Genomic DNA, 13,635 nt, shown 5'->3' with positions numbered 1-13,635 from the left:
CGCCGCCGATCGTGATGTCTGCTAGCGCACTGGCAGGATCGGGTTGCTCAGCCGCTCCAGCAGGGTGTCCTGCGCGCTGCGGGCATTCTGGTTGCCGGTCGGGGTGTTGCGCACGTAGCGCCCGTCGGCCTGCAGGATCCAGGAATGGGTGTTGTCGGTCAGGTAGCTCTCCAGCTCCTTCTTGACCCGCATGATCAGCTTCTTGCCTTCGACCGGGAAACAGGTCTCCACACGCTTGTCGAGGTTGCGCTCCATCCAGTCGGCGCTGGACAGGAACATCTGCTCCTCGCCACCGTTGAGGAAGTAGAACACCCGCGTGTGCTCCAGGAAGCGCCCGATGATCGAGCGCACATGGATATTGTGCGACACCCCGGGAATCCCCGGCCGCAGGCAGCACATGCCGCGCACCACCAGATCGATGCGCACGCCGGACTGGCTGGCCTTGTACAGCGCGCGGATGATCTTCGGATCGGTCAGCGAGTTGAACTTGGCGATGATGTGCGCCGGCTTGCCATCAAGCGCGTACTGAGTTTCGCGCGCGATCATGTCGAGCATGCCCTTCTTCAGCGTGAAGGGTGCATGCAGCAGCTTTTTCATGCGCAGCGTCTTGCCCATGCCGATCAACTGACTGAACAGTTTGCCGACGTCTTCGCACAGCGCATCGTCCGAGGTCAGCAGGCTGTAGTCGGTGTACAGCTTGGCGTTGCCGGCGTGGTAGTTGCCGGTACCCAGATGCGCATAACGCACGATCTCACCGCCTTCGCGGCGCAGGATGAGCATCATCTTGGCGTGGGTCTTGAACCCCACCACGCCATAGATGACCACCGCGCCGGCAGCCTGCAGGCGGCTGGCCAGCTGCAGGTTGGATTCTTCGTCGAAGCGCGCGCGCAATTCGACGACTGCGGTCACTTCCTTGCCGTTGCGCGCGGCATCCACCAGCGCATCGACGATCTCGGAGTTGGCACCGCTGCGATACAGCGTCTGCCGCACGGCCAGCACATGGGGATCCTTGGCGGCCTGGCGCAGCAGATCGACCACCGGCGTGAACGACTCGAAAGGGTGCAGCAGGAGGATGTCCTGCTTGCTGACCACACTGAAGATGTTCTCGCTGTTCTGCAGCAGTTTTGGGATCTGCGGCGTGAACGGCAGGTATTGCAGTTCTGGGTGGCTGTCCAGACCGGTGATGCTGAACAGACGCGTCAGGTTGACCGGCCCGTTGACCTGATAGAGCTCGGTCTCGGACAGGTTGAACTGCTTGAGCAGGTAGTCCGACAGATGCTTGGGACAGGTGTCGGCCACTTCCAGGCGCACCGCATCACCGTAGCGCCGCGAGAACAGCTCGCCGCGCAGGGCACGCGCCAGGTCTTCGACGTCTTCGGTGTCCACGGACAGGTCGGCGTTGCGGGTCAGGCGGAACTGGTAGCAGCCCTTCACCTTCATGCCCTGGAACAGGTCATCGGCGTGGGCATGGATCATCGAGGACAGAAAGACGAAATTGTCGCCTGGCCCACCGACGTCCTCGGGCACCTTGATTACCCGTGGCAACAAGCGCGGCGCCGGTATGATCGCCAGGCCCGAGTCACGGCCGAAGGCGTCGATGCCTTCGAGCTCGACGATGAAGTTCAGGCTCTTGTTCACCAGCAGCGGGAACGGGTGTGTGGGGTCCAGCCCGATCGGCGTGATGATCGGGGCGATTTCGTCACGGAAATAACGACGCACCCAGGTCTTGAGCTTGGTCGTCCAGTGCCGACGGCGAATGAAGCGAACCTGGTGCTTCTCCAGCTCCGGCAACAGGATGTCGTTGAGGATCGCGTACTGGCGATCGACGTGCCCATGCACCAGTTCGCTGATTCGCGCCAGCGCCTGATGAGGCTGCAGACCATCGGCCCCGGCCTGTTCACGGGCGAAGGTGATCTGCTTCTTCAGGCCCGCCACGCGGATCTCGAAGAACTCGTCGAGGTTGCTGGAGAAGATCAGCAGAAACTTGAGCCGCTCGAGCAACGGATAGGATTCATCCAGTGCCTGCTCCAGCACGCGGATGTTGAACTGCAACTGCGACAGCTCGCGGTGGATGTACAGGCTGCTGTCGTCCAGCCCCGGCACGACGATGTGCGGCGCCGGCGCGAGGGCCTCGCTCGGGTGCGCGGGTTCGACGATGGCTTCTATGACCAACGGCGCTTCTACCGGGGTTTCGACCACCGGCTGGTCTTGAGTGAGAGCGACTTGCGTCTGGGCTTCGTTGTTCATCTGGCGTTCCCGGGGGCGTAACTGCCCTCTGCAATTGAGCGGCACGGATCGCGTAATGCGTCAGGATGCCATTGGCGCCTGCACGCTTGGAAGGGGGGCGCGACAGTTATAAGCATCGATTATGACGTTCGCATGACAGGCCTGGCCGCATACACATGCTGTCTACGATCTCAGGTTGACAAGCATTGTTCACGACAAGACACATTTGGACACTTTCATGTATGCCCATGAAGGGTTAGGCTGCGCATTCACTTCGCCAGCATCGATAAAATGCTCCAACAATTCCTGAACGATTTTGGCTACTTCGCCCTGTTCCTCGGTACGTTCTTCGAAGGCGAGACCATTCTGGTCCTGGCCGGATTCCTGGCGTTCCGTGGCTACATGGATATCAACATGGTTGTGGTGGTGGCCTTCTTCGGCAGCTACGCAGGCGACCAGCTCTGGTATTTCATGGGCCGCAAGCATGGCCGCAAGCTGTTGGCGCGCAAACCTCGCTGGCAGTTGCTGGGTGACCGCGCGCTGGAGCATATCCGCCGGCATCCGGACATCTGGGTCCTGAGCTTCCGCTTCGTCTATGGTCTGCGCACCGTCATGCCGGTGGCCATCGGCCTGTCGGGCTATCCCCCGCGACGCTATTTGCTGCTCAATGGCATTGGCGCGGCGGTGTGGGCCACCGCACTGGGATTGGCGGCCTATCATTTCGGCTCGTTCCTGGAACACATGCTGGGCAACGTGAAGAAATACGAGCTGTGGGTGCTGGGTGCGCTGGTACTGATCGGCGCCTTGCTGTGGATACGCCGCCGCATCAAAGCGGCCCGCATCGCCCGCCAGGCTCGCCTGCAACCCCCTGCGGTCACGCCTGCGCCCAGCGACGAACAGCCCTGATCGCCGACTCGAACTGAACACGCGACGCCGATCGGGATCCATGCTACTGAAACAGCGGACAGAATCGGAGTTCGACATGACCAAGAAAATCGCGGTGATCCTTTCCGGCTGTGGCGTCTATGACGGCAGCGAAATCCAGGAAAGCGTAATCACTCTGCTGCGCCTGAACCAACGCGGCTGCGAAGTGCAGTGCTTCGCCCCCGACGTTGCCCAGAAGCACGTGATCAACCACCTCAGTGGCGAGGAAATGCCCGAATCACGCAACGTGCTGGTGGAATCGGCACGGATCGCCCGTGGCGAGGTGAAGGACATCGCCCTGGCCAACGCTGACGACTTCGATGCCTTGATCGTCCCCGGCGGCTTCGGCGCGGCAAAGAACCTGTCTTCCTTCGCCACCGACGGCGCCGCCTGCTCGGTGAATCTGCAGGTGCAGGCACTGGCCGAGGCCTTCGCCGAAGCACGCAAGCCGGTCGGCCTGATCTGCATCTCGCCGGCTCTGGCCGCCAAGATCTACGGACCCGGCGTGATCTGCACCATCGGCACCGATGCCGACACGGCGCAGGCCATCGAGAAGATGGGCGGCACTCACCAGGAGTGCGAAGTGACCGAGATCGTCGAGGACACCGCGCGCAAACTGGTCAGCACGCCTGCCTACATGAGCGCCAAGACCATCAGTGAGGCCGCTGCCGGGATCAACAAGCTGGTAGATCGGGTGATCGAACTCACTCAGGCCTGACAGCCCCTCAAGCCGGCACCCGGCGCAGGGTCGCGAGCAACGTGGCAGCGGCCACGAACAAGCCGGCAAAGGTACGGTTCATGCGTCGCTGCTGACGCGGTGTGCGCAGCAGACGCAGCACCTTTGCCGCAAGCCCGGTGTAGCCGGCCATGACGATCAGGTCCACGGTGATCATGGTCGCTGCAATGGTCAGGTATTGAACCAGCAGCGGCGCGTGCGGATTGATGAACTGTGGCAGCACGGCAAGCATGAACACCAGCGCCTTGGGATTGCCGACGTTCACCAGAAAGCCTCGCAAGAACCAGACTGGACGCTTTGCCTGTCGGCTTTTGCTCGGTCTCTTCGCTGATGTCGGCAGGCAATGCACGCCACTGCTTGACGGCCAGATAGAGCAGATACAGCACACCAAACCACTTGATGGCCTGGAACGCCGTGGCGGACGCCGCCAGCACGGCTCCGACGCCCGCGGCGATGATCGCGATCTGCAGGAGCAGCCCCAGCTGCAGGCCAATCGCATTCCAGTAGCCGCGCAGGAAACCGTGCTGCAGGCCGCTGGACATTGACGCGATGGCCCCGGCACCCGGTGAAAGGCTGATGATCCAGCACGCAGCAAAAAAGGCCAACCAGGTTTCCAGCAACATACGGACCTCGACGCTCGAATAGGGACAGCCTAAGGTAAAGCGGCGCAGCGAATTTGGCTATGGGCCTGTGACGGCGGCCCGGCATCGCGCCGCAGTGTCAGCCCAGTGCTTCGAGTTGTGCCTGCATGTCTTCGAGCAGCTCCAGCGCTTCCATCCACTGCTCCTCCAACTCACCCTCGCGGACCTTGAGTCTGGCCTGCTGGGCAAGCTGGTCGCGCAATTCATCCTTGCGCGCGGCCTCGTAGAGGGCGCTGTCAGACAAGGCGGCTTCTATCTTCGCCAGCTTCTCGTGCACCTCACCCAGATCGCGCTCCAGCTTGTCGGCCTGGCGCTTGTGCGGGGCCAACTGCTGACGCAAGGCAGCGGCAGCCTGGCGCTGGGCTTTCTTGTCGGTCTTGTCGGGATTGACCGGGGTGTTGCTGACCGGGGCATGGCGTTGACGATAATCCACCAGCCAGCGCGCGTAGTCGTCCAGATCGCCATCAAACGTCTCGACCTTGCCGTCGGCCACCAGCAGGAAGTCGTCCGTGGTGCTCTTGAGCAGATGCCTATCGTGGGACACCACCAGCACCGCGCCACTGAATTCCTGCAGGGCCATGGTCAGGGCCAGGCGCATCTCCAGGTCCAGGTGGTTGGTCGGTTCGTCGAGCAGCAACAGGTTGGGCCGCTCCCAGGCGATCAAGGCCAGCGCCAGGCGAGCTTTTTCACCGCCGGAGAAATTCAGCACCGGCTCGTCGATACGCGCACCGCGGAAATCGAAACCACCGAGGAAATCGCGCAGCACCTGCTCCCGCTCGGTAGGCGCCAGGCGTTGCAGATGCAGCAGCGGGCTGGCCTTGCTGTCCAGAGAGTCCAGTTGGTGCTGGGCGAAATAGCCCACGACCAGATTCTCGCCACGCACCAGACGCCCGCCGATGGGCGTCAGCTCACCGGCGAGGTTCTTGATCAGGGTCGACTTGCCGGCGCCGTTGGGGCCCAGCAAACCAATGCGCGCACCGGGCGCCAATTGCAGCTTGACCTTCTCCAGCACAGCCTTGTCGCCGTAGCCGAGGCGACCCTCGGAGAGGTCGAGCAACGGGCTGGAAATCTTCACCGACTCGCGGAAGACGAAATCGAAGGGTGAGTCGACGTGCGCCGCCGACAGCTCCTCCATGCGCTCCAGGGCCTTGATCCGGCTCTGAGCCTGGCGCGCCTTGGTCGCCTGGGCCTTGAAGCGGGCGATGTACTTCTCCATGTGCGCCCGCTGCGCCTGCTGCTTCTCGTAGGCTTGCTGCTGCTGCGCCAGGCGTTCGGCGCGAGCGCGTTCGAAGGCGCTGTAGCCGCCGCGATACAGGGTCAGCTTCTGTTGTTCGACGTGCGCTACGTGATCGACCACTTCGTCGAGGAAGTCGCGGTCGTGGGAGATCAGCAGCAAGGTGCCGGGATAGCCTTTCAGCCAGTCTTCGAGCCACAGGATGGCGTCGAGGTCCAGGTGGTTGGTCGGCTCATCGAGCAGCAGCAGGTCGGAGGGACACATCAAGGCCTGCGCCAGGCTCAGACGCATCCGCCAGCCGCCGGAAAAATCCCCGACCTGACGATCCATCTGCTCGTTGCTGAAGCCCAGCCCGGCCAGCAGCTTGCGGGCGCGGGCGTCGGCGGTATAGCCATCGGCGCTGTCGAGTTCGGCATGCAGACGGGCCTGGGCGGCGCCATCCTGCCGGGCTTCGGCGTCGGCCAGGGCATGCTGCACTTCGCGCAGACGTACATCGCCGTCGAGCACGTAGTCGACCGCAATGCGTTCGAGGGTATCGACTTCCTGGCGCATGTGGGCGATGCGCCAGTCGGCGGGCAGGTAGCAATCGCCCGAGTCGGGCGCAAGCTCGCCGCGCAACAGGGCGAACAGGCTGGATTTGCCGGCACCGTTGGCACCGATGAGACCGGCTTTCTGACCGGCGTGCAGCGTCAGCTCGGCGTCTTCTAGCAGACGCTGCGGGCCACGCTGTAAAGTGAGGTTCTGAAGTCGGATCATAATGGCGGCGAAGTCTACCAGCTTCCTTGCCCACTGGCGCGAGTAGCACGATGCACGATGAATTGTGGGAGTTTGCCTTGAAGCTCTATGCCCGACCGGGCATCGAGGCCGCCTGCCTGCAGTTGCAGGCAGAAGGCGCCAATGTGTGCCTGCTGCTGTGCGGCGCCTGGCTGGGTGCCAGAGGCGTGGCCTGTTCGCATGAGCGCGTCATGCTGCTGCAGGCGATCGCCACGCCCTGGCACGATGAGGTCGTGCGGCCTCTGCGCGACCTTCGCCAGCAGTGGCGCGCAAAGGCCATGCATGATCCCGAGCTGATGCCGCTGCGTGAATCGATCAAGGCGCTGGAACTCAATGCCGAGCACCAGTTGCTGCAGCGCCTGCACCGCCAAGCCGCTCCGTGGCTCCTTGCCGCGGAACAGTCCAACATGACCTGGCTGCCCGCCCTGCTACCGGCGCCGGCTGCAGGCGTCAGCGACGCATTGCGGACACTGAGCGTGGCAGCCCGCGAGACTCAGGCCTCGCTGGACGACGCGCCACCTTTGTCTGGCTGACCAGCCACGCCTTGGGTATCCGACTCGGTCGCGCTCGTATGAACGGCTGCCGCCAGCGACTTGGCGGCGGCAGGCTTCCTTGCAGGCCGGGCGGCAGGCTTGGCAGGTGCCTTCGCCTCGGGCTTGACCGCTGCGCCTGGCGCGGCAAGAGCCTTGCGCGTGGTGCTGCGCGAAACAGCCGGTTTGCTTGCAGTGGCGGCGGCAGCGGCTCGGGTGGTCTTGCTCGCTGCCGGCTTGGCTGCGGCACGCGCGGTCGAAGCTGTCGGACTGGTTTTGGCTGGGGTACGAGCAGCAGGCTTGGCGGCCGAGCTGGCAGGCTGGGTGACGGATGCCGTGGTCACCTTGGGCTTGGTCGAACGGGTTTCGATGGCCTTGCTGGCCGCTTCGCGGACACGGCCCACGCCGGCTGCGAGCTTCAGGCTCTCCTGGGCATCGCGCTTGAGCTCGACGATGTAGGCGCGGGTTTCGGCCTGGCGTTCCTTGAGATCGTCGAGCAGCTCCTCGAGTTCGCTTACCGAATCATGCGCCTTGGCCTGTTTCTTTTTCTTGCCAGCGGCCGCGGCGTCCTGCACTTTGGTGCGCGACTTGTGCAGTTTTTCCTGAGCCTTGCCACGTTGCTTCTCGAGCTTGGCGAGCAGTTTTTCAGCATCGGCCAAGGCTTGGGAACACGCACTTTCAAGGTGCTCGAGCAAACTGCCGGACAGCTGTTGCAGCAAATGCAGCGGGGTGTTTACAGGCTTCTTGTTAGCCGACATGGGTTACCTCCGGGCCGATGGGTTGAGGCTCATACTAGACCTGAGACCGTAGAGCCGCCAGAACATGTTGACCATGTCTGCCAGCGCCCGTTGCGCACTCGGTGGCATAATCGCTCGATGCTCGGTCTGTCTTGTTCTGGAGAACCCAATGCTGTCTCGCCTGCTGCTGTCGTTGTCCTTGGTGCCGTTGTCGCTGGTGTGGTCGCACGCGCAGGCTGCGCAGGGTACACCGGATGATGGCCACGATCTGGCCTACAGTGTGGGTGCCAGCTTGGGCGAACGCCTGCGCCAGGACGCCCCCGGCCTTCAACTGGACGCCTTGGTCAAGGGCTTGCAGCAAGCCTACCGACAGGAGCCGCTGGCCTTGAGCGATGAGCGCATGGGCCAGCTGCTGGCTCGATACCAGGCGCAGGCGGACAAGGCTGACACCGGCGCGGATACGGAAAAGGCGCAGGCGGCCGAGCGTCGCTTCATGGCCGGCGAGCGGGCCAAGGCTGGTGTGCGGGAGATCTCGGACGGGGTGCTGGCAACCGTACTCGAACCTGGGGCAGGCAGCGCTGCCACAGCCGATGGGCGCGTGCAGGTTCAATACGTGGGGAGGTTGCCTGACGGCAGCGTGTTCGACCAAAGCAACCAGCCGCAGTGGTTTCGCTTGAACAGCGTCATCGAAGGCTGGCGTACGGCACTGCAACAGATGCCTACGGGTGCGAAATGGCGCGTGGTGATTGCCTCGGCCCACGCCTATGGTGCGGAAGGCGCAGGAGATCTGATCCCCCCCTATACGCCACTCACCTTTGATATCCAACTGTTGGCCACGGCCCCATAGGGCCGTACCTGGGACGAATCACGCCTGAGCGACGGATTCCTCCTTGTGGGCGTTGTGCAGCACTTCGATCAGGCAATCCTCGAGCTCGAAGCGCTCGTGCAACAAGCCTCCCAGTTCCTTGAGCTTTTCCAGGATGACGGCGGCATCGGAGCAGTCGCCCTTGTCGCAGTAGTCGTTGAAGTCGAGGGCTTTCTGGGTGATCTCGTCGATGCGTGGCCAGATCGTATCGGCCAGCTCCAGACCACGCTTGTCGTTGAATGCCTTGGCTTCGTCGGTCAGTTGCTCATAGATCTCGAAATGGCCTGCGGAGGTGTAGTCGACCAGCAAACCGCAGAAATCCTGAAGCCTTTTGCGATCCTCGACCAGCGCCTGAGGTGTGTCGCCCAGTGCGTCGAAAGCCTTGATCAGCTCGTTGCGTTCCTGCAGCCAGCGATCGATCAGCAGGTGAACTCCGCCCCAGCGTTCCTGGGCATTCTTGCAGCTTTCCAACATGATGAGTGCTTCCCTTGTGGGTCATGCCCGGCGTCGCACTCCTGTATCACAGGAAGCAGGGCTCGGACCGATTCGCCGTCTGTGATGGCGAATGTCGATGTACGTGCAGGGGGAGATTATGCCCGTGCGCCAGTGGCATCAAGGTACGCATCGGATAAAGTTCATACAAGTGTTTAATCGTGGCAATACCGTAACGAATGCCGGATTTGCGGGCCTCGCCCCTGTTTCACGAACATGTCGCGGAACAGGGGCGCATCACCCTGAGCACTTAGGCCTGAAAGTGCTTTAGAGCGGGCGAACCGTGGTCGGCAGCGGCGCGGCCAACAGGCGCTCGTCGAGCAGCCCGAGACCTTCCTGGAACAGCAGGTTGCTGCGCTCGGTATCGCCGAGCTGGGCCAGCAGGCGCGCCAGCTCCGCACAGGTTTCCGGGCTGCGCTGCAGGCGCAGGCTGCTTTCCAGGTAATCGCGTGCCTTGCCCCACAGGCGGTTCTGCAGGCAGAGGCGGCCGAGTGTCAGCAACAGCCCGGCGTCATCGGTGTGTTGCTTGAGCCAACCTTCGGCGGTCTGCAACTGGCGCGCCGGATCGTTGCCGATGACCAGGCCGTAAAGGCGAGCCAGGTGCGTGTCGTACTGACGCTTCTGCGCCGTACGCAGGACTTCTTCGGCCTGGGTTTGCGCGCCTACCTGCCGCAGTTGCTCTGCATAGGCGAGGACCAAGGCAGGCTCCTGACGCTGTGCCGAACTCAGTGCCTGCCATGCGCGCTCGAGTGCAGCCAGGCCCGCTTCGCCCTGACCCTGATCCGGCGCCGATACGTGCGCGGCCACACTGAGGTTCTCGCCCCAGGCACGTCGCTCCAGTTCGGCCAGTTCGGCCGCTGGTAACGCCTTGTCCTTGCGCAATTGTGGCAGCAGCTTGACGACGGCTGCCCAGTCTCCACGCTGCTGATGCACGCGTTGCAGTTGACGCAACACCTGCACGTTGCGCGGATGACGCTCGTGCATGGCCTGCAGGGTTTGCAATGAGCCGTCGCTGTCACCGCGATCGCTCTGCAGTTGGGCATGGCTCAAGGCAATCGCCAATTCGGCTTGTGGCTGACGTGCCAGGGCTTGTTCGAGCAGGCTGTCGCTGTCTTCGTAGCGGCCCAGTTCGTTGGCTGCGCGGGCTGCGCCCAAGTAATACAGTAGGGGCTGGCGTTCATGTTCGGCGGCGTGCTGCAGGTGCTTCTGAGCGCTGGCCCAGCGTCCTTCGGCCAGGTCCAACTGGCCCTTTTCGATGGCAGCCTGAACACGGCGATTGCGGTTACGGCCCGACCATGGATTGACCACGCGGCCGGAGGTAACCACCACGCTGATCAGCAGATAGACGATGAATACCAGCAACGCCAGAACCAGCAAGGCCAGCAACGTGGTCCACAGGCCGGATTCGTAGCGCATCACATGGGGGTAGTCGATCAGCACATAGCCTGGGTGCTTGGCCACGGCCAGGCCTAGCCCGACCATGGCGGCGATCACCAGAAACAGGATCACGTAGAACCGTTTCATGGCTGGCTCTCCGTAGCGCCTGGCGTGACTTCGGTCGATTTCTGCAGGCCTTCGACCGGTGTGTGACGGCGCTGCAGGTAGGCCTGGATGGCATTGAGGCTGGCATCCAGATCAGGTGTGGTGACCGACACCGGCTGGCTCTTGAGTGCGGTCAGCTGTTCGATCATGGCTTGGGTGTGGCCGTTTTCGCGGTTGAACCCTGCGATCAGAATGCTGCGTGCGTCATCCAGCGCTTGCGTATAGACCTTGCCCTGACCGTTGAGCGCGGCCCATTGCGCCTGTTCCAGTGCAAGGCTCAGGGCCAGGCGAACCTGGTTCAGGCTTTGCCCGGCCAGCAACGGACGGATGCTGTCATCGGGGTTGAAGTCGACGCGGAAGAACCCGGAAATCTTGTTCCACCACTGACGCCAGCGGGTCTCGCCTTCAGGCGAAGTGCCTTGCGCGGCGTCGGCGGCGGCTTGGAATTCCGGGGCCAGGGCCGTCAACTGCGTTGCCTGCTCACGCAGTGCGCTCAACTGCAGGAACAAGCCGGTGCGGTCGGGCTGGGTCGTGCCTTGCAGCGAGGCCAGGCTGCGGGTCAACTGTTCGCGGGCGGCGAAGGCTTGCGGGTCGTCCTGCTCGCGCAGGATTTCGTCGGCGCCCTGCACCAGGGCCTTCGCGCTGGTGACATCCTGCAGCGCAGACAGACGCAGGCTGGCCAGGCGCAGCAGATGCTCGGCCTCGGCCAGGCGCCAGTCCTTGCGGCTGGCACCCAGCACGGTTTCCAGGCGCTGGCTCAAGCGCTGCTGATCGCCCTGCAACTGCGCGACCAGACGGCGGCGATCTTCCAGTTCGTTGGCATCGGGCAACTGCGCCAGGTCGGCGCTGAGTTGCCGTTCGTTGTGCTCCAGGGTCAGCGTCTGCGTGGCGAGCCCTTCGATCACTCGCGACTGCTGCTGATGACCGGCCGTGAGCGTGCGCACCTGCCACACGCCCCAACCTGCGGCAGCGAGGCCCGCGGCGGCCAGCAGCAGCGCGATGATCGCCAAGCCATTGCCATTGGCCGAGCGCTGAGGCGGCACGGCGGCTGGCTGTTCGAAAGGCGCCTTCGGGGCGCTCTGCGTCTCGTCTTTGGGCAAGGCTGTTTCGCTCACGTGTCCATCCTTTGCATAGGGGCGCGCTCGCCTGGCTGGCGGTCGCGCCTTACGATCTGGGTGCGGTCTGCGTGTGCAGCGCCGCCAGCAACGCCGAAGTGCTGGCACCTCGGCAATCCACAACATTCAAAGCGCCGGCGTCACGCGCCAGCGCCGCCACTCGCGGGCTGGGCACAAACAGTGGCAGGGCGCGGATCGCCAGCCACTGCTCACCTGCCAACTGGTGCAAGTGTTGAAAACCCTGCCCACTGCTGACCACCACGGCGTTCAAGCGTTCCGATGCGATACGGGTCGCCAGCGTACCCGGCGGGTAGACCGGAATGCTGCGTCGATACAGTTCCAGATACTCCACCGCTGCGCCTTGGTCGCGCAAGTGTTCGGCCAGCGCCTCGCGTCCACCCTCGCCACGAATGATCAGCACCCGTGGATGGGGACCGCTCAAAGCGGTGCGCAATTGGGCCAGATTCAGCAGGGCTTCGCTATCGTCTCCTGTTTCAGGATACGTCACGTGCAGCCCGCGGTCTTGGAGAATGGCCGCCGTGCCAGCGCCGACGCTGAACCAGACAGTCTGGCCGAGGCTGGTGGGCGCTCGTTCCAGCGCCAGGCGGGCGGCGGGCTTGCTGACGACGATCACCGCGTCGTATTGATCGAGGCTGGCCAGAAGTTGCCGCTGGCTATCGCTCGATGGCAGAGGCTCGATTGCCAGGAGCGGCAAGCTTGCTGCGAACACACCCTCCTCGCGCAGCGCCTGAGTTTGCTGCGCGCACTCGTCGGTGGGCCGTGTCAGCAACACTCGCCAATGGCTCAAGGATGACCTGCCTCGCCGTACACCGCACGCAGGATGTCGTCGGCGCCCTGCTCCAGCAACGCCTCGGCCACCTGTACGCCCAGTTGTTGCGCATCGGCCAGTGGTGCCCGTGCCTGGGCATGTAGCAAGCGCTGCCCGGCCGGATCACCCACCAGGCCGCGAAGCCAGATCTGTTCGCCTTCGAGCACCGCATAGCAGGCGATGGGCACCTGGCAGCCACCGTTGAGGTGCTTGTTCAGGGCGCGTTCGGCGCTGACGCGGAACTCGGTATCGCGATGATGCAACGGCCCCAGCAGCGCGTGGATCTCGCTGTCGCCCGTCCTGCATTCGATACCGACCGCGCCCTGACCGCCCGCAGGCAGACTGTCCTCGACGCTGATGTTGGTGGTGATGCGGTCTTCGAAGCCCAGACGGATCAGGCCGGCTGCGGCAAGGATGATGGCATCGTATTCACCGGCATCGAGTTTGGCCAACCGGGTGTTGACGTTGCCCCGCAGGAAGCGGATCTGCAAGTCGGGGCGGCGCGCCAGCAGTTGGGTCTGACGACGCAGGCTGGAGGTGCCGACGATACTGCCGGGCGGCAACGCTTCCAGGCTGTCCCAGGCGTTGGAAACGAAGGCATCGCGGGGGTCTTCACGTTCGCAGATACAGTACAGACCCAGCCCTTCGGGAAAGTCCATTGGCACGTCTTTCATCGAATGCACGGCGATGTCTGCCGTGCCTTCGAGCAAGGCGGTTTCCAGTTCCTTGACGAACAGTCCCTTGCCGCCGATCTTCGACAAGGGCGAATCGAGCAGCTTGTCGCCGCGACTGACCATCGGGACCAGGTTGACCTGAAGACCGGGATGGGCCTGCTCCAGTCGAGCCTTGACGTACTCGGCCTGCCACAGGGCAAGGGCGCTTTTACGGGTGGCGATGCGGATTTCGCGAATGGGCATGAATCGATCCGTATGAAGATTAGCGGACGATGATACCAGCTGTGCGGCAGGCCGCGCCCAGTCAGCCAGACTG

General features: G+C 63.4%; 11 protein-coding genes and 2 pseudogenes. 4 read left to right on the top strand and 9 right to left on the bottom strand.

The features are described 5' to 3' along the window. Positions 1-21: 21 nt before the first annotated feature. A complete protein-coding gene (gene ppk1 / locus ABMD26_RS12390) occupies positions 22-2,247 on the bottom strand; it encodes a polyphosphate kinase 1 (RefSeq protein ID WP_049860302.1) in 2,226 nt (741 codons plus the stop codon). 270 nt (positions 2,248-2,517) lie between these two features. On the opposite strand from ppk1, the gene ABMD26_RS12385 reads away from it, so the two are divergent. Next, positions 2,518-3,132 (top strand): DedA family protein, encoded by a 615-nt coding sequence (locus tag ABMD26_RS12385; protein WP_049860303.1) that lies wholly within the window; start codon positions 2,518-2,520, stop codon positions 3,130-3,132. Between the two features lie 76 nt (positions 3,133-3,208). Beyond that, positions 3,209-3,868, top strand: coding sequence for an isoprenoid biosynthesis glyoxalase ElbB (gene elbB, locus ABMD26_RS12380; RefSeq protein WP_354309829.1), 660 nt, complete (start codon positions 3,209-3,211; stop codon positions 3,866-3,868). A gap of 7 nt (positions 3,869-3,875) precedes the next feature. Here elbB and ABMD26_RS12375 read toward each other — a convergent pair. Beyond that, positions 3,876-4,509: pseudogene (locus ABMD26_RS12375) on the bottom strand (LysE family transporter). Positions 4,510-4,606: 97 nt separating this feature from the next. After that, positions 4,607-6,517 carry an ATP-binding cassette domain-containing protein gene (locus tag ABMD26_RS12370; protein WP_192066519.1) on the bottom strand — a complete coding sequence of 637 codons (1,911 nt, stop codon included), beginning with the start codon at positions 6,515-6,517 and terminating at the stop codon, positions 4,607-4,609. 50 nt (positions 6,518-6,567) lie between these two features. Here ABMD26_RS12370 and ABMD26_RS12365 point away from each other — a divergent pair, with 50 nt between their 5' ends. Next, entirely contained in the window at positions 6,568-7,068 is a 501-nt protein-coding gene (locus ABMD26_RS12365; protein WP_354309827.1) for a TIGR02444 family protein, read from the top strand. On the opposite strand, the pseudogene ABMD26_RS12360 reads toward ABMD26_RS12365, so the two are convergent. Then, positions 7,062-7,823 (bottom strand): annotated as a pseudogene (locus tag ABMD26_RS12360) (AlgP family protein); the annotation flags it as partial. The gene ABMD26_RS12365 and the pseudogene ABMD26_RS12360 overlap by 7 nt on opposite strands. Positions 7,824-7,974: 151 nt before the next feature. Here ABMD26_RS12360 and ABMD26_RS12355 point away from each other — a divergent pair. Continuing rightward, positions 7,975-8,649: an FKBP-type peptidyl-prolyl cis-trans isomerase gene (locus tag ABMD26_RS12355; protein ID WP_502948344.1), complete on the top strand. Its 675-nt coding sequence runs from the start codon at positions 7,975-7,977 to the stop codon at positions 8,647-8,649. An 18-nt stretch (positions 8,650-8,667) separates the two neighbouring features. Here the strand turns inward: ABMD26_RS12355 and ABMD26_RS12350 are convergent, their stop codons facing one another. The 5 genes from ABMD26_RS12350 to hemC form a co-directional block, all read right to left on the bottom strand. Further along, entirely contained in the window at positions 8,668-9,141 is a 474-nt protein-coding gene (locus ABMD26_RS12350) for an Rsd/AlgQ family anti-sigma factor (RefSeq protein WP_049860312.1), read from the bottom strand. A 285-nt stretch (positions 9,142-9,426) separates the two neighbouring features. Beyond that, positions 9,427-10,683 (bottom strand): heme biosynthesis HemY N-terminal domain-containing protein, encoded by a 1,257-nt coding sequence (locus ABMD26_RS12345; RefSeq protein WP_134722040.1) that lies wholly within the window; start codon positions 10,681-10,683, stop codon positions 9,427-9,429. Beyond that, positions 10,680-11,816 (bottom strand): uroporphyrinogen-III C-methyltransferase, encoded by a 1,137-nt coding sequence (locus ABMD26_RS12340; protein ID WP_354309822.1) that lies wholly within the window; start codon positions 11,814-11,816, stop codon positions 10,680-10,682. The genes ABMD26_RS12345 and ABMD26_RS12340 overlap by 4 nt, the downstream gene beginning before the upstream one ends. Positions 11,817-11,865: 49 nt before the next feature. Then, positions 11,866-12,624 (bottom strand): uroporphyrinogen-III synthase, encoded by a 759-nt coding sequence (locus ABMD26_RS12335; protein WP_354309820.1) that lies wholly within the window; start codon positions 12,622-12,624, stop codon positions 11,866-11,868. After that, entirely contained in the window at positions 12,621-13,562 is a 942-nt protein-coding gene (gene hemC, locus ABMD26_RS12330; protein ID WP_354309818.1) for a hydroxymethylbilane synthase, read from the bottom strand. Before hemC ends, ABMD26_RS12335 begins: the two co-directional genes overlap by 4 nt. Positions 13,563-13,635: the final 73 nt, after the last annotated feature.

Origin of the sequence: Pseudomonas sp. PvP001, assembly GCF_040546375.1 — a bacterium.
Classification (GTDB): Bacteria; Pseudomonadota; Gammaproteobacteria; order Pseudomonadales; family Pseudomonadaceae; genus Aquipseudomonas; species Aquipseudomonas coleopterorum.
This window is presented reverse-complemented; position numbering and strand designations above follow the sequence as displayed.

Excerpts from the sequence above, each read along its gene's own strand:
- ppk1 (WP_049860302.1), bottom strand. The coding sequence starts at position 2,247 with ATGAACAACGAAGCCCAGACGCAAGTCGCTCTCACTCAAGACCAGCCG.
- ABMD26_RS12365 (WP_354309827.1), top strand. The coding sequence starts at position 6,568 with ATGCACGATGAATTGTGGGAGTTTGCCTTGAAGCTCTATGCCCGACCG.
- ABMD26_RS12385 (WP_049860303.1), top strand. The coding sequence starts at position 2,518 with ATGCTCCAACAATTCCTGAACGATTTTGGCTACTTCGCCCTGTTCCTC.
- ABMD26_RS12350 (WP_049860312.1), bottom strand. The coding sequence starts at position 9,141 with ATGTTGGAAAGCTGCAAGAATGCCCAGGAACGCTGGGGCGGAGTTCAC.
- ABMD26_RS12370 (WP_192066519.1), bottom strand. The coding sequence starts at position 6,517 with ATGATCCGACTTCAGAACCTCACTTTACAGCGTGGCCCGCAGCGTCTG.
- elbB (WP_354309829.1), top strand. The coding sequence starts at position 3,209 with ATGACCAAGAAAATCGCGGTGATCCTTTCCGGCTGTGGCGTCTATGAC.
- hemC (WP_354309818.1), bottom strand. The coding sequence starts at position 13,562 with ATGCCCATTCGCGAAATCCGCATCGCCACCCGTAAAAGCGCCCTTGCC.
- ABMD26_RS12345 (WP_134722040.1), bottom strand. The coding sequence starts at position 10,683 with ATGAAACGGTTCTACGTGATCCTGTTTCTGGTGATCGCCGCCATGGTC.